A 14,754-nucleotide genomic window follows, 5' to 3' on the forward strand; every position below is an offset into this window, starting at 1 on the left:
AACATGCGGGTGGCGGTCGCCGGCCCGCATCGCGCGGACCGGCGACCGCCACCCGTGCCTGCCGTCAGGCGTTCGCCCGGCGGATGGCCGCCATCCCCCCGAGGGCGGCCACCGCGGCGATCAGGGCGGGCCACCCCACCAGCAGGCTGACCTGGTGCTGGCTGCTCAGCCACTGCCAGATGTCACCGAACCATCCCTGCCAGGTGATCAACGCGACGAGCAGGCCGGTCACCAGGATCAGGGCGGCGCCGGCCCCGAGCAGGCCGTTCATGCCGAACCGGACGTACCAGACGGCGGCGAAGACGGCGAGGAAGTTCAGGAACAGGAACGGCACCGCGTAGACGGCGATCTGGAGCAGCCCGTTGTCGACGTCGATGTACGGGATCCGGAAGAACCGCAGCTGGATCCCGAAGCCGCCGGTGGCGCCCTCGATCAGGTTGAGCAGGTAGAGCACGACGCCGTAGACGACCGCCTGCACCACGTTGACGAGCACGGTCGCGAGGTAGAAGGTGCGCCGGGTGACGCCCATGCCGAGCGCGAACGGGAACACCTGGCTGATCGAGGCGGCGGCGACGATCGAGCAGACGATGTAGAGGCTGGCCAGACCGCCTGTGGTGTTCTTGCCCGGCGCGGCCTCGTCGATCGAGGCGAAGATCAGCAGGTTGACGCCGAGCGAGATGGCCATGATGCCCCACGGCCAGGCCAGCTGGCCGATCCAGGCGATGGTGTGCATCCGGGCGACGTCGAGGATACGAGTCATCGCGTGTTCGTCCTTTCCGTCGTCAGGCGCACCACGGCCTGCTGGAGCGACACCGGCGCCAGGTCGATGCCGAGCTTCTTGGCGCGCGTCCGTTCGGCGTCGTCGAACGACCCGCGCAGCGTCGCGCGGGCCGCGCCGCCGAGCTGCTCACGGTGCAGCACCCGGTACGCGGCGCCGAACTCGTCCACCGCCGCGGCCGGGCCGGACGCCTCCATCACCTCGCCGCGCAGCTCGTCGCTGGGCGCGTCGAGCAGCAGCCTGCCGCGGTCGAGCAGCAGCACGTGCTCGATCAGGTCGGCCACCTCGTCGATGAGGTGCGTGGAGAGCACTACGGTGCGCGGGTTCTCGGCGTAGTCGGCGAGCAGCCGGTCGTAGAACAGTTGCCGGGCGACCGCGTCGAGACCGAGGTACGGCTCGTCGAAGAAGGTCAGCGGCGCGCGTGCGGCCAGGCCGATCGTCACGCCCAGCGCGGACAGCATGCCGCGGGACAGCTTGCGCACGTTGCGCTTGCGCGGCAGGTCGAAGTCGTCCACCAGGGACTGCGCGAAGTCCTCGTCCCAGTTCGGGAACAGCCGCTTCGCCAGGCTCAGCACGTGCCGGACCTGGTACGCGGTCGGGTACGTCTGGCTCTCCTTGATGAAGACCACCCGCGACAGCACCCGCTCGTTCTCGTACGGGCGTTCACCGAAGAGCGTGAGGTCGCCGCTGGTGCCGCTGTTCTGGCCGGTGATCAGCTGCATCAGCGTCGTCTTGCCGGCGCCGTTGCGGCCGAGGAGGCCGTAGATCTTGTCACCCGTCAACGTGAAGGTGACGTCGTCGAGAGCGGTCACCTCGCCGAACCGCTTCGTGAGGCCGGCTGCCGCTACGACGCTCATCGCTCTTCCTCCCCTGTGTCGATGAGCTTCTTCAGCTCCTCGGTGCCGATGCCCAACTTGCGCGCCTCCTCGATGAGGGGCCGCACGTACTGGTCGGAGAACTCGCGCCGGCGGCGCTCCCGGAGTGTTTCGACGGCCCCCGTTGCCACGAACATTCCGATTCCCCGTCTCTTGTAGAGGAGCCCGTCATCGACCAGGCGGTTGATGCCCTTGGCGGCGGTCGCCGGGTTGATCCGGTGGAACGCCGCAAGCTCGTTGGTGGACGGCACCTGGGTTTCTTCCGCGAGCGTCCCGTCGATGATCGAGTTTTCGATCAGCTCCGCGATCTGGACGAAGATCGGCCGCCCGTCATCCATCCCGCCTCATTGGTTCATTACTCATGTAACTAACCATGGCACCTCGCCGGGTGAGGCGTCAAGTCTTCTTCGGGTACGCGCGGCCGCTCACGGCTCGCTAGGGTTCGCGCCGTGACACTGACGATCGACGAGAGCACCCGCCAGGTACGGCAGTTCGTCTGCGGCTGCTGCGACACCGCCGCGGAGCGGACCTGGGCCGACATCCGCACCGACGACGCGACGTCGGCCGTCTACTTCGCGAGCTGCTACCACCACGACGGCGTGCACGAGGTCTGGATCGACGCGATCCTGGGCAGCTGGGGCCGCGACGACACCGACGACCACATCACCTTCGGCTGCCGGGTCGGGCCGGTGGCCGGCTCGCCGGGGCCGGCCGCGACGCTCGTCAACGGCGGCGAGGTGGCGGGGGACAGCCCGATCTTCGGCCGCAAGCTCAGCCGCGAGGAGGTCCTGACCCATCCCCGGCTCCCCGAGTTCTGGCAGATGGTCGACCTGATCCTGGAGCGGGACACCCTGGTACGCCGCCACCTGGTCGGCGCCTAGCCCGTGTCCCGCCGCGACCTCATCCGGTGATCAAGGGGTTTACGTCTCCAGGACTGTGCCGACCGGACACAAACTCCTTGATCACCGGGTGGGCCGAGGGTGAGGCGGGCCGGGGCGGGACGGGGAAACGTCAGATGACGTGCGGGCTGCGGCGCTCGATCAGGGTCACGTCGCGCCAGAGGCCGTGGTGGCGGCCGACCCGTTCCCGGGTGCCGACGACGCGGAAGCCGCACGTCGCGTGCAGCGCGAGGCTCGCGGTGTTCTCCGGGAACACGCCGGACTGGATGGTCCAGATCCCGGCCGCCTCGGTGGAGGCGATCAGCGCCTCCAGCAGCGCCCGGCCGACCCCGCGCCCACGCCCGCGCGGGTGCACGTAGACGGAGTGCTCGACCACCCCGGCGTAGACGCAGCGGTCGGAGACCGCCGAGCAGGCCACCCAGCCGAGCACGTCGCCGTTCTCGTCCAGCGCCACCCAGCGGTGGCCGGGCAGCCGCCCGGCGGTGAACCGCGTCCAGTCCGGCGGCTCGGTCTCGAACGTGGCGTTGCCCTCGGCGATGCCCAGGCGGTAGATCTCCAGCACGGCGTCGGCGTGCGAGTCGTCCATCGCGGCGACGGTGACTGTCATCGGCCCCTCCTGCCGGGGACCGCGCAGACCCCGGCGGCGTCAGCGTAATCGGCGCCGGCCGAGGGCCGGGACGGGACGCCCCGGCCCTCGGCGCGACCGCTACCGGGGCCGGTAGACGGAGATGTGCGAGCGGCTGTCCGCGTCGAACGGCGACCGGTCCCAGTCGGCGTACCGCTCGGCGAGCCGCAGCCCGGCCCGCTCCGCCAGCTCGTCGACCTGCTCCGGCCAGGCGTAGCGCATCGCGAACGGCTTCAGGTGCACGCCGGAGGCGTCGAACGTGACGGTCTGCCGCACGAACGTCTGCGCCGCCCGGTCGTACCGGTGCAGGCGGATGGTGGCCGAGTCCTCGGTCACCTCCCGCACCTGGACCTGCTCGTCCCGGTCGAAGTCCGCCGGGTCGGGCACGAACGTCTCGATGACGAACGCGCCGCCGGGCGCGAGCACCCGGGCGACGTTGCGGAAGCAGTCCGCCTGGCGTTCCTCGGACACCAGGTTGAACAGCGTGTTGAACACCAGGTAGACCAGACGGTACGGCCCGGCGACCGGGACGTCCGCCATGTCGCCGATGGTCACGGGCATGTCCGCGCCGCCCGGCTTGGCGCGCAGTTGCGCGACCATCTCCGGGGACGCCTCGACGCCCTCCACGGTCAGGCTGCGGGCGGCCAGCGGCAGGGCCATCCGGCCGGTGCCGACCGCCAGTTCGAGCACCGGGCCGCCGTCGGCCAGCGGCGCGAGGAAGTCGACGGCCGGGGCCGGGTCGGGATTGCCGGGGCCGTCGTAGGTGTCAGCCCAGAGCCGGCCGAACAGGCCGGGATCGTCGAAGACGGACATCACACGCCCTCCCGCCGGGCGGAAGGGACAGGACGCGGCGCGGGGTCAGCGACCCCCACCGGAATGGGGTACGGATACACGAAGCCTCGTTTCAGCAAGGGTGACGACGGGTCGGCTGGGCTTCGTAGCGTGTGGCATGGCGGTGCTCCCTCCGGTCGGCTTCGAGAGGTCCAGCAGAGCAGCAGCCGCCGGGGGCGACAACCGGATTACGCCCGCAGCGCGTCGTCCACACCGGCCTCCCGGCGGCCGAGGTGCACCGGGTCACGCCCGCTGAGCACGTCCACCGCGGCCTTGACGCAGGCGGCGTACTCCCGGGTGGAGCTGATCCGCCACTGGCCGGCGTACCGGCGGGCGGTGTCGTCGCCGACGCCGACGGCCTCGATGCCGGCGTCCCGGCAGAGCGCCACCGCGCGCGGCAGGTGGAACGACTGGGTGACCACTGTGGCCCGCCGGACCCCGAAGACGCGGTGCGCGCGGACGCACGAGTCGTACGTGTCGAAGCCGGCGTGGTCCAGCACCGTCTTCTCCGCCGGGACGCCCCGGTCGACGAGCCAGCGCCGCATCGCGTCCGGCTCGTCGTAGTCCCAGTCCATATGGTCGCCGGAGAGCAGGAGCACCTGGACCTTGCCGGCGGCGTACAGCTGGCGGGCGATCTCCAGCCGGCCGGCGAGGAACGGCGCCGGGGCGCCGTCCGGCTCCACCTTGGTGCCCAGCACCAGCGCGACCGGCGTCTCCGGCACGTCCGCGGCGTCGAACAGGCGACCCTCGGCGGCGCCGCGGACCCAGGTCACGCTGGCGACCGTGGCGGCGCCCAGCAGCACCACGGCGGCCGTGGCGAGCACCAGGAGACGGCGGATCAGGCGTACGGCCCGCCGGTGGTCGCCCCGCCAGGCCCGCCATCGCGCCGTCAGCCCTCGCATGGCGGCGATTGTGCCAGCGCGGGTCAGGAGATGTGGTGCAGGATCACGTTGTGCACGTGGTGGCTCTTCTCCGCGCCCCGGAACTCCACCTCGTAGGTGTGCGTGCCGACGTGCACGGCGATCGACCCGGTGGAGAAGAACGAGCCGCCCCAGGACTTGTTGCTCACCACGCTCACGCTGGTGATCTTCGAGTACGGGATGCTGGTGATGGCGTACCGCTTGCCGACGAAGGAGCGGTCCTGGATGATCACCCGCCGGTCGGTCAGGCCGATGAAGCCGGTGCCGGTGCCCACCGCGTCGTAGACGGCGATGATCTGCTCACCGGGCAGCAGCCCGCTCTGGATCTGCTGGAACTGTTCCTTGCGGTCGTACGTGGGGCCAGACATGTGCCCAGGCTAGGCGGGGTGCGCCAGCTCTCACCGCCCCGCACACGGTCGCGGCCCCGTCCACCGGACGGGGCCGCGTTCACGTACCTGGGTCAGTGGTCGGCGCGCGGGTCGTGGTCCCGGCTGCGGCTGCCGGCCTTGGCCAAGCCGCGGCTGACGAGGTAACCGATGGTCAGCAGGGTGATGTACCACCACGCCTTGTCGGCGGCGAAGTAGTCGGCGCCGTTGTCTGCCGCGCCGTCGCCGACGGCGTTCGAGGCGATCAGGACACCGATCACGGCGAGCAGGTAGACCGCCAGCTCGGTGGTCTTCCATGCCGGCTTGGTCTCGTCGCCGTGCCGGCGCGGGTGCCGGACCTCGCGTTCGAGGTGGCCGGTGTGGCCGTGGTCGGTGGTCCGGTCGGTGGCCGCGGTGGGCGTCGTCATGGTCAGCTCCTAAAGGGGTTATCGCACATTCCGTCTCTTTCGGGAGTTCTATCTCCCAATGCCGGATGTCCTACCCTCAGGGATGTTTCCTAATCCACAACGTCCAGCGATCTTTCAGCGAGCGCCTAGGGTTCGGTGACCGCGCGGACCGCGTCCTCGATGCGCGCCGCGAGCAGCACCTCACCCTCGGTGAGCGGCTCGCCGTCGCCGTGGCCCAGCCGGATCTGGGTACGATCGGCCCGGCGGCTGATCTCCGGGCGCAGCCGCAGCGCGTCGGCCACCACCGCGACCCGCTCGGTGAGCGCGGCGTGCTGGGTGTCGTCGAGGACGATCGTGCGGCGGATCTGTTCGCCCTCGCGCGTCCAGCCGGACAGCAGGGCCAGTGCGTCGCTGAGGTAGTCGTGCTTGGCACGGCCGCTGAACAGCACGCGCATCACCGCACCTCCCAGGCGTCGTTGCCGGCTTGTGGCCAAATCGTCGCCATCCCGTGTCCCAGTCGACGCCCTCTAGTCTCTCGCCACTCAGATGGTGTGTCCACGCCCACACTTCCGTGTTCTGCTGACCTGACGGCCGACGCAGCTACCCAAACCGCCGATTGATCTGGCACGCTGGTGGCCCGTGCGGACCGAACGGATTAGCGGGAGCGGGCAGGCCGACCGGCGGGAGCCGAGGGTGGTCGTCGGGGCCGCGATCATCGAGGGCGGCCGGGTGTTGGCGTGCGAGCGCTCCGCGCCCCCCGAGGTGGCGGGCCGGTGGGAGTTCCCCGGCGGAAAGGTCGAGCCGGGTGAGGCCGAGACCGACGCGCTGGCCCGCGAGTGCGCCGAGGAGTTGGGCGTACGGGTGGCTGTCGGCGCCCGCGTCGGCCGCGACGTACGGATGGCGCACGGCCGGTCCGTGCTGCGCGTCTACGCCGCCCGGCTGCTGCACGGCGACCAGCCGAAGGCCCTGGAACACGCGGAGCTGCGCTGGCTCTCCGCCGCCGAGCTGGACAGCGTCGACTGGCTGCCGGCCGACGTGCCGATCGTGGCCGCGCTGCGCCCGCTGCTCGCCACCGGCTGACCGCCCCCGGCTGACCGCCCCCGGCCGGGCGGGACGCCGGCCGGGAGAGCCGGGCCGAAACGGGACGGGGGCCGGCGGCGTGTGCCGCTGGCCCCCGTCGTCGCGCTGCTGATCAGTGCTTCGGCTCGTCCTGCTGCGGGTGAGCGAAGTTGAGATGCTCCGGGGGCAGCGGGAACGTCACGTCGTCGCCGAACGGCGACGGCGCGGCGGCCCGGTTGAACGTCAGTTCGGTCAGCGGCAGCCTGCCGTTGGCGTCCACCGCCGGGGCGGTCGGGTGCGGCACCTCGCGGTGCCAGTTGACGCCCTGCTGGGCCTGACGCTCGGCGTCGCTGTCGTGCGAGCCGCCCGCGTGCGAGTGCACCCCGCCGTGCGAGTGCGTTCCGCCGGAGTGCGCGTGCGCCCCGCCGTGCGTCCCTCCGGACGTGACGGCACCGCTGGCATGCCCGCTGGTCGCGCTGGTCTGAGGCACCTGACCCCTCCGGAAGATCTTGTTACCGAGCCACACAAGGGGATCGTACCTGCGGTCGACGACCCGTTCCTTCATGGGGATGATCCCATTGTCGGTGATCTTGATGTGCTCGGGGCAGACCTCGGTGCAGCACTTGGTGATGTTGCAGAAGCCGAGTCCCATGTCGGACTGCGCGTACTCCCGGCGGTCGGTACGCGCGTCGAGCGGGTGCATGTCCAGCTCGGCCGCGCGGATGAAGTACCGGGGACCGGAGAACGCCGGCTTGTTCTCGTCGTGGTCACGGATCACGTGGCAGACGTTCTGGCACAGGAAGCACTCGATGCACTTGCGGAACTCCTGCGAGCGCTCCACGTCGACCTGCTGCATCCGGTAGTCGCCGGGCGCCACGTCGGCCGGCGGCGCGAACGCCGGGGTCTCCCGGGCCTTCTCGTAGTTGAACGAGACGTCGGTGACCAGGTCCCGGATCACCGGGAACGTGCGCAGCGGGGTGACCGTGACGGTCTCGGACTCCTCGAACGTCGACATCCGGGTCATGCAGCCCAGCCGCGGCTTGCCGTTGATCTCCATGGAGCAGGAGCCGCACTTGCCGGCCTTGCAGTTCCACCGGCACGCCAGGTCGGGCGCCTCGGTGGCCTGGAGCCGGTGGATCACGTCGAGGACCACCTCGCCCTCGTTGACCTCGACCGTGTAGTCCTTCAGGTCGCCGCCGGTCTCGTCGCCCCGCCAGATGCGGAACTGGCGCTTACTTCCCATCAGTTGTTCGCCTCCTCGGTGAGGGCGTCGAACTCGGCGAGTTCCTCGTCGGTCAGGTACTTGGCCAGCTCGGCCCGGTCGAACAGCCCGATCAGCTCCGGCCGCATCTTCGGCAGCGGCTTGTGGGTCAGCCGGACCGCGTCCCCGTCCAGCGAGCAGACCAGGTTGACGCCCCGCCACTTCGGGTCCATCGCCGGGTAGTCCTCCCGGGTGTGCCCGCCGCGCGACTCCTGCCGCTCCAGCGCCGCCTTCGCGGTGCACTCCGAGACCACGAGCATGTTGCGCAGGTCCAGCGCCAGGTGCCAGCCCGGGTTGTAGCGCCGGCCGCCGACCGCGCTCACCTTCGCCACCCGCTCACGCAGCTCGGCCAGCCGGCCGATCGCGTCGGCCAGCTCACCCTCACGCCGGATGATGCCGACCAGGTCGCCCATGACCACCTGGAGGTCCTGCTGGAGCTGGTACGGGCTCTCGCCGGTGTCCCGCTGCAACGGCGCCAGCGCCGTTTCCACAGCGGCCTCCACCGCCGCCACCGACACCGCCGGGCGGCTGGTGAGCTGATCGGTGTACGTGGCCGCGTGCCCGCCCGCGCGCTTGCCGAAGACCAGCAGGTCGGACAGGGAGTTGCCGCCGAGCCGGTTGGAGCCGTGCATGCCGCCGGACACCTCACCGGCGGCGTAGAGCCCGCGCACCGTGCCGAAGGCCGCGCCGGAGTCCGGGTCCACCTCGACGCCGCCCATCACGTAGTGACAGGTCGGGCCGACCTCCATCGGCTCCTTGGTGATGTCGACGTCGGCCAGCTCCTTGAACTGGTGGTACATCGACGGGAGGCGGCGGCGGATCTCCTCGGCCGACTTGCGGGAGGCGATGTCCAGGTAGACGCCGCCGGCCGGCGTACCCCGGCCTTCCTTGACCTCGCTGTTGATCGCGCGGGCGACCTCGTCGCGGGGCAGCAGCTCCGGCGGACGCCGGTTGTTGTCCGGGTCGGTGTACCAGCGGTCCGCCTCCTCCTCGGTCTCCGCGTACTGCTTGCGGAACACGTCGGGGACGTAGTCGAACATGAACCGCTTGCCCTCGGAGTTCTTCAGCACCCCGCCGTCGCCGCGCACCGACTCGGTGACCAGGATGCCCTTCACCGAGGGCGGCCAGACCATGCCGGTCGGGTGGAACTGGAGGAACTCCATGTTGATCAGCGTCGCCCCGGCGCGCAGCGCCAGCGCGTGACCGTCCCCGGTGTACTCCCAGGAGTTCGAGGTGACCTTGTAGGAGCGTCCGACGCCGCCGGTGGCGAGCACCACGGCGGGCGCCTCGAACAGCACGAACTCGCCGGACTCGCGGTAGTAGCCGAACGCGCCGGCCACGCGGTCGCCGTCGAGCAGCAGCTCGGTGATCGTGGTCTCGGAGAAGACCCGGATCCGCGCGTCGTAGCTGCCGAACTCCTGCTTGTCCTCCTGCTGGAGCGAGACGATCTTCTGCTGGAGCGTACGGATCAGCTCCAGGCCGGTCCGGTCGCCGACGTGCGCCAGGCGCGGGTACTCGTGGCCGCCGAAGTTGCGCTGCGAGATCTTCCCGTCCTTGGTGCGGTCGAACAGCGCGCCGTACGTCTCCAGCTCCCAGATCCGCTGCGGCGCCTCCTTGGCGTGCAGCTCGGCCATCCGGAAGTTGTTGAGGAACTTGCCGCCGCGCATGGTGTCCCGGAAGTGCACCTGCCAGTTGTCCCGCGAGTTCACGTTGCCCATCGCGGCGGCGGCGCCGCCCTCGGCCATCACCGTGTGCGCCTTGCCGAACAGCGACTTCGAGATGATCGCGGTCTTCTTGCCGGCCAGCCGGGCCTCGATCGCCGCGCGCAGGCCGGCGCCACCGGCCCCGATCACGACGACGTCGTAGTGGTGTCGTTCGATTCGCGTCTCAGTCATGTCCAGGCTCTCAGTTGATGAACCGCAGGTCGTTGATCCAGCCGGCGGCGACCGCCATCACGTAGAAGTCGGTGAGCGCCAGGGTGCCCAGGGTGATCCAGGCGAGCTGCATGTGCCGGACGTTCAACCACGACACCCCGGTCCATGCCTTGTAGCGCATCGGGTGCTTGGAGAAGTGCTTGAGCCGCCCGCCGATGATGTGCCGGCAGGAGTGGCAGGAGATCGTGTACGCCCACAGCATCACCACGTTGCCGATCAGGATGATGTTGCCCAGGCCGAAGCCGAAGCCCTCGGGGGAGTGGAAGGCCAGGATCGCGTCCCAGGTGTTGATCAGCGAGATGATCGCGGCGGCGTAGAAGAAGTAGCGGTGCAGGTTCTGCCCGAGCAGCGGGAACCGCGTCTCGCCGCTGTACGACTGGTGCCCGTCCGGCACCGCGCAGGCCGGCGGCGACAGCCAGAACGACCGGTAGTACGCCTTGCGGTAGTAGTAGCAGGTCAGCCGGAACAGCAGCAGGAACGGCAGGGTGAGCGCCGCGTCCGGGATGATCCACCAGCCGGGCAGGAACTGGCCGAAGTGCGAGGAGCCCTCGACGCAGCGGTCGGTGACACAGGGGGAGTAGAACGGTGTCAGGTAGTGGTACTGCTCCACCCAGTACCACTTGTGCATGAAGACCCGGACCGTCGCGTAGATGACCCAGGCGCTGAGCCCGACCACAGTGATCAGCGGAGCGAGCCACCACCGGTCGGTCCGCAACGTCTTCGCCGCGATGGCGGCGCGCGCCCGCCCTCCCCGCGGCCCTGATCTCGGCGTCTTGGCCGACGTAGTTGTCATTCGAGTCATCTCCCTGACGTCACTGTCACGTCTTGCGCACGCACGAGGCCACACCGGCGAACCGGTGCGGCTAAGTGACACACGTTACGCCGATCTTCACGGCCCGGCCGCGCAACGCAGTGTCCCGTGTGTCCCGCAGCTTGGAAAGAGTCACTTCATGATCAATGTGGCGGGTCGGTCGAACGGTGCGCCGACCCGACGCCGCGGTGCGCCCGGCGGCACGCCGGATCACCCGGACGCGCCGCCGGTGAAGTGCCAGGAGGACAGCCGCAGCGCCGGCGCCTCGTACCAGGACCCGTCGGCCCGGCCCGGCTGCCGGACCGGCGCCCGGCCCAGGCCCAGCACCCGCCCCGGCCCCAGGGCCCGCGGGTACGACTCGGTGAACCGGAAGTCGCGTACCGCCCGGGTCGGCACGCCGTCCTCGACCAGCCACACCCCGTTGCGGGTCAGCCCGGTGACCACCAGCTGCTTCGGGTCCAGCACCCGCGTGTACCAGAAGTCGCTCACCAGCAGCCCGTGCCGCATCCCGGCCACCAGCGCGGCGGTGTCCGGGTCGCCCACCGCCCCGGTGACGCCCGCGCTCACCGGCCCGGCCGCGACGGCCGCGTCGGCGACGCCCGGGCCCGCCAGCAGGCGGATGTTGTGCGGGATCGGCCCGAAGGTCGCGCTACCCGGCATGCCGTGGCCGGTGGACCCGGCGCCCGCCTCCGCGCCGCCGCGCCTGTCGTACGCCACCGCCCGGGTGGTGCCCGCCTCCACCAGCGGCAGCGCGCGCCGGGGCGTGCCCTCCAGGTCGAACGGCAGCGCGCCGGCGTGCAGCGGGTCGTCCACCAGCGTCACCAGCGGGTCGAACTGGGCGGCGCCCGGCTCGGCGAAGGACTGCCGTTCGGCGTACCGCTTGCCGTTGAAGCCGTACCAGGCGAGGTTCTGCAGCAGATCGGCGACGGCGGCCGGTTCGAGCACCACCTCGTAGTGCCCGGGCGGCAGCTCGACCGGGTCGGCAGCGGCCCGGGCCTTCGCCGCCGCGTGCGCGCCCAGCGCCGCGCCGTCGAGGTCCGCGAGCCGGTCGGCGCACAGCCGCGCCACCCCGTCCGCCGCGCCGGCGCGGGCGATGCCGTCCATCGCCGCCTCGGCCGCGCTTCCGGCAGCCGTGTGCCCGGCCGAGTTGGCGAACGCCCCCGACCGGTACGCGGTGCGGCAGTAGCCGGCCGCCTCCAGCCCGTCGACCGCGTCCACGAACGCGCGTACCCGCTCGGCCCGCTCGTCGGGCGAGGCGAACGCGGTGGCCTCGTCGACGGCCGGACCGGACGGCGTCGCGGTCGGCACGGTCAGCCCCGGCCAGGCCGGGTCGGGCGGCGCGAGCCGGGCCGCCGCCCGGGTCCGCTCGACGAGCGCGGCCAGCCCGTCGGCGTCGGCCCGGCTGCCGCTGCCGGTCGCGGTCCGCCCGTCCACGTGCAACCGCAGGTGTACGGCGACGCCGGTCTCGGCCACGTTCTGGTGGATGAACGAGTTGGCGAACCGGGTCAGCGCCAGATCGGAGCGGGTCACCAGCACCTCGACCTCGGCATCCGCCCCGGCGGTACGCCGCACCAGGTCCACCACTCCCGCCGCGATCCCAAGTTCGGCGCTCATGACGGCACTCCGCTTCGCTCCGTGCCGTCATGAGGCACCTTCGCACTGAGCCTGCCGGTTCGCTCGCTGCGCTCGCTCATGCCCGCACCCCCACCCGGACGCCGCGGAACCGGGCCGGCGCGGCCGGGTGGCCGGTGTGCCCGATCTGGCCCGGCTGCCCCTTGCCGCAGTTGGGCGTGCCCCAGGCAACGGTCTCCGAGGAGAGCATGTCCATCGAGCGCCAGAAGACCGGCCCGATGCCGGTGTACGTCGGGTTGCGCAGCATCCGCCCCCGCCGGCCGTTCTTCACCTCCCAGCCGACCTCGCAGCCGAACTGGAAGTTGAGCCGCTTGTCGTCGATCGACCAGGACCTGTTGATGTCCATCAGCACCCCGTCGTCGGTGGCCGCGATGATCTCGTCCAGCGTGTGCGGGCCGGGTTCCAGGCCCACGTTCGTCATCCGCACCATCGGCAGCCGCGCCCAGCCGTCGGCCCGTACGCTGCCGCCGTAGTCCAGGCCGGCGACGGCGGCCGAGTCCCGGCCGGCGAGCACCCCGACCCACCGCCCCTCGCGGACCGCGTCCCGGGCGACCGCCGGGGAGCCCTCGTCGTCGTAGCCGAAGCTGCCCAGCGCGCCGGGGATGGTCGGGTCGATGGTCACGTTCATCAGCTCCGAGCCGTAGCGCAGCGACCCGAGCCGGGCGAGGTCGAGCCAGGAGGTGCCGGCGAACGCCGCCTCCCAGCCGAGAATGCGGTCCAACTCGATGGCGTGCCCGACCGACTCGTGGATCTGCAGCGCGAGCTGCTCGCCGCCGAGGATCAGGTCGGTCTCGCCGGCCGGGCAGAGCGGCGCCGTGAGCAGCTCGCGGGACTCCTCGGCGATCCGGGCGGCGTGCGCGGCCAGGTCGAGCGAGGTGACCAGCTCCCAGCCGGTCGTGCCGTACTGCCCGCGGTAGCTCGGGTAGGACCGGCGCTGCGTCTCGCCGTCGCCGATCGACGTGGCGGAAATGCCGCCGCCGCACTCCCGGATGTGCTGGTCGATCCGGTGGCCCTCGCTGGACACGAACCACTTCGTGGTGTCCCAGATCTGGTAGAGCCCCTCGGCCAGGTCGGCGCCGTGCTCACGCATCGTGGCGGTGGCGCGGGCCAGCAGGTCGCCCTTGTCCGACAGCGGCACCCCGAGCGGGTCGACGGCGCACTCCGAGGCCCAGCTCGCCACCGCCGCCTCGGCCGGCACCAGGTCGATCGGCGGGCCGGGAACCTGCGCGCTCGCGGTGGCGATCGCCGCGGCGCGCCGGCCGGCGTCGCGAGCCGCCGCGTCGGACAGATCGGGTACGGCGTGGAAGCCCCACCCCGATCCGACGAGCGCGCGTACGCCCAGCCCGATGCTCTCGTCCTGGCTCAGCTCCTCGATGTCGCCGTTGCGCGCGGACATCGACTCGTAGCGGCGGTGCATGACCCGGGCGTCGGCGTACCGGGCGCCCGCGTCGAGCGCGGCCTGGACGGCGGCGGTCGCCGCGTCGAACTCGCTCATGCCGGCGCTCCGCTGCGCTGTGTGTCGGCATGAGGCACCTTCGCGCCGCCCCGATGATTCGCTCGCTGACGCTCGCTCATGGGCCCGACCCTAGGCGAGCGGGCCGACATCCGTCAGGGGACGAGATCCTCCGGCCGGATCGAGGCCCGGACGGGCTCGGTCAGGTCCAGCACGGAACCGGGCTTGGTCACCGACACCTCCCGGTAGTGCCGGCCCTGCCGCCGGTGCAGGTGCAGCGTGCCGGTCTCCTGCTCCACCCAGCAGGTACCACTCGATGCCCGCGGCGGCGTAGTAGTGCATCTTGAGCACCTTGTCGGTCGCCGCGTTGCCCGGTGAGATCACCTCGCACACGAGCCGCACCTCCCGCGCCTCGATCATCGGCTGGTCGAAGTCGATCGGCTCGGTGACGACGAGGTCGGGAATCGGTACGCGGCCTGGCCGGAGCCGGACGTTCACCGTCTCCAGCAGTTCCAGGCCGGCGTGCCGGGCCGCGGCCTCCAGCAGGTTGCCGAGGTTCCGCTGGATTCGTTGGTGCCGCGGAGTGGGTGCCGGTGTCACGTGCAGGCTGCCGTCGAAGAGTTCGACGCGTTGCCGCGTCTCGCCGAGGGTGAGGTACTCCTCTTCGGTCCACGGGCCGTCGTGGCCGAACACCGCCGCGGTCACCGTCGCCTCCACCTCGTGCCGACCGGAATCATTCCTTCGTCGCCGGGACCATCGTCGCACCCCGGGTGCGGCGACGAGGCGACGACGGCCAGTCGCGGGTGTGGATGTCCCAGGTGACGGGCGTGCGAGACGGAAACCCAGTCGTTACGCTCAGGCCGCTGACAGACCGCTCGATGTAGCTTATTTTCGCCTCCTGGGT

At 71.3% G+C, this 14,754-nt stretch carries 16 protein-coding genes and 1 pseudogene; 2 read left to right on the plus strand and 15 right to left on the minus strand.

The genetic code is table 11. From position 1 onward, the window contains the following. Window positions 1–64: 64 nt before the first annotated feature. From ACSDG8_RS21755 to ACSDG8_RS21765, 3 genes are read right to left on the minus strand one after another with little or no spacing between them, the layout of a single operon-like run. Window positions 65–760, minus strand: a complete 696-nt coding sequence (locus ACSDG8_RS21755) for an ABC transporter permease (RefSeq protein WP_210896269.1) — start codon at window positions 758–760, stop codon at window positions 65–67. Further along, window positions 757–1,635 (minus strand): ATP-binding cassette domain-containing protein, encoded by an 879-nt coding sequence (locus ACSDG8_RS21760; protein WP_210896267.1) that lies wholly within the window; start codon window positions 1,633–1,635, stop codon window positions 757–759. Before ACSDG8_RS21760 ends, ACSDG8_RS21755 begins: the two co-directional genes overlap by 4 nt. Next, window positions 1,632–1,991, minus strand: a complete 360-nt coding sequence (locus ACSDG8_RS21765; RefSeq protein ID WP_210896265.1) for a GntR family transcriptional regulator — start codon at window positions 1,989–1,991, stop codon at window positions 1,632–1,634. The genes ACSDG8_RS21760 and ACSDG8_RS21765 overlap by 4 nt, the downstream gene beginning before the upstream one ends. Before the next feature lie 111 nt (window positions 1,992–2,102). Between ACSDG8_RS21765 and ACSDG8_RS21770 the strand changes: the two genes are divergently transcribed. Beyond that, window positions 2,103–2,534: a hypothetical protein gene (locus ACSDG8_RS21770; protein ID WP_210896263.1), complete on the plus strand. Its 432-nt coding sequence runs from the start codon at window positions 2,103–2,105 to the stop codon at window positions 2,532–2,534. A 130-nt stretch (window positions 2,535–2,664) separates the two neighbouring features. Here ACSDG8_RS21770 and ACSDG8_RS21775 read toward each other — a convergent pair whose 3' ends face one another. The 6 genes from ACSDG8_RS21775 to ACSDG8_RS21800 all read right to left on the minus strand — a co-directional run bounded on the left by ACSDG8_RS21775 (window position 2,665) and on the right by ACSDG8_RS21800 (window position 6,155). Continuing rightward, on the minus strand, window positions 2,665–3,159 hold the full coding sequence (locus ACSDG8_RS21775; protein WP_210896261.1) for a GNAT family N-acetyltransferase: 495 nt from the start codon (window positions 3,157–3,159) through the stop codon (window positions 2,665–2,667). A 99-nt stretch (window positions 3,160–3,258) separates the two neighbouring features. Continuing rightward, window positions 3,259–3,990: a class I SAM-dependent methyltransferase gene (locus ACSDG8_RS21780; protein WP_210896259.1), complete on the minus strand. Its 732-nt coding sequence runs from the start codon at window positions 3,988–3,990 to the stop codon at window positions 3,259–3,261. A 206-nt stretch (window positions 3,991–4,196) separates the two neighbouring features. Next, the gene (locus tag ACSDG8_RS21785; RefSeq protein ID WP_210896257.1) at window positions 4,197–4,910 is read right to left on the minus strand and encodes a SanA/YdcF family protein; all 714 of its coding nucleotides are present in this window, start codon (window positions 4,908–4,910) and stop codon (window positions 4,197–4,199) included. A 23-nt stretch (window positions 4,911–4,933) separates the two neighbouring features. After that, complete coding sequence (locus tag ACSDG8_RS21790) at window positions 4,934–5,296, minus strand: PH domain-containing protein (RefSeq protein ID WP_018784695.1); 363 nt, start codon at window positions 5,294–5,296, stop codon at window positions 4,934–4,936. Between the two features lie 92 nt (window positions 5,297–5,388). Further along, a complete protein-coding gene (locus ACSDG8_RS21795; RefSeq protein WP_210896255.1) occupies window positions 5,389–5,721 on the minus strand; it encodes a hypothetical protein in 333 nt (110 codons plus the stop codon). Between the two features lie 125 nt (window positions 5,722–5,846). After that, window positions 5,847–6,155: a 4a-hydroxytetrahydrobiopterin dehydratase gene (locus ACSDG8_RS21800; protein WP_018784696.1), complete on the minus strand. Its 309-nt coding sequence runs from the start codon at window positions 6,153–6,155 to the stop codon at window positions 5,847–5,849. Between the two features lie 238 nt (window positions 6,156–6,393). On the opposite strand from ACSDG8_RS21800, the gene ACSDG8_RS21805 reads away from it, so the two are divergent. Then, on the plus strand, window positions 6,394–6,780 hold the full coding sequence (locus tag ACSDG8_RS21805; RefSeq protein WP_307856117.1) for a (deoxy)nucleoside triphosphate pyrophosphohydrolase: 387 nt from the start codon (window positions 6,394–6,396) through the stop codon (window positions 6,778–6,780). A gap of 112 nt (window positions 6,781–6,892) precedes the next feature. Here ACSDG8_RS21805 and ACSDG8_RS21810 read toward each other — a convergent pair whose 3' ends face one another. The 6 genes and pseudogenes from ACSDG8_RS21810 to ACSDG8_RS21835 all read right to left on the minus strand — a co-directional run bounded on the left by ACSDG8_RS21810 (window position 6,893) and on the right by ACSDG8_RS21835 (window position 14,555). Further along, entirely contained in the window at window positions 6,893–8,002 is a 1,110-nt protein-coding gene (locus ACSDG8_RS21810) for a succinate dehydrogenase/fumarate reductase iron-sulfur subunit (RefSeq protein ID WP_210896251.1), read from the minus strand. Further along, window positions 8,002–9,915 (minus strand): fumarate reductase/succinate dehydrogenase flavoprotein subunit, encoded by a 1,914-nt coding sequence (locus tag ACSDG8_RS21815; RefSeq protein ID WP_210896249.1) that lies wholly within the window; start codon window positions 9,913–9,915, stop codon window positions 8,002–8,004. Before ACSDG8_RS21815 ends, ACSDG8_RS21810 begins: the two co-directional genes overlap by 1 nt. Before the next feature lie 10 nt (window positions 9,916–9,925). Beyond that, window positions 9,926–10,747, minus strand: a complete 822-nt coding sequence (locus tag ACSDG8_RS21820) for a hypothetical protein (RefSeq protein WP_210896247.1) — start codon at window positions 10,745–10,747, stop codon at window positions 9,926–9,928. Window positions 10,748–10,975: 228 nt separating this feature from the next. Next, a complete protein-coding gene (locus ACSDG8_RS21825) occupies window positions 10,976–12,379 on the minus strand; it encodes a TldD/PmbA family protein (protein ID WP_210896245.1) in 1,404 nt (467 codons plus the stop codon). Window positions 12,380–12,455: 76 nt separating this feature from the next. Then, complete coding sequence (locus ACSDG8_RS21830) at window positions 12,456–13,892, minus strand: TldD/PmbA family protein (RefSeq protein ID WP_210896243.1); 1,437 nt, start codon at window positions 13,890–13,892, stop codon at window positions 12,456–12,458. A gap of 113 nt (window positions 13,893–14,005) precedes the next feature. Then, a pseudogene (locus ACSDG8_RS21835) lies at window positions 14,006–14,555 on the minus strand (Uma2 family endonuclease). Window positions 14,556–14,754 lie beyond the last annotated feature (199 nt).

Origin of the sequence: Micromonospora sp. LA-10 (assembly GCF_051853095.1) — a bacterium.
GTDB classification, from domain to species: domain Bacteria; phylum Actinomycetota; class Actinomycetes; order Mycobacteriales; family Micromonosporaceae; genus Micromonospora; species Micromonospora echinospora_A.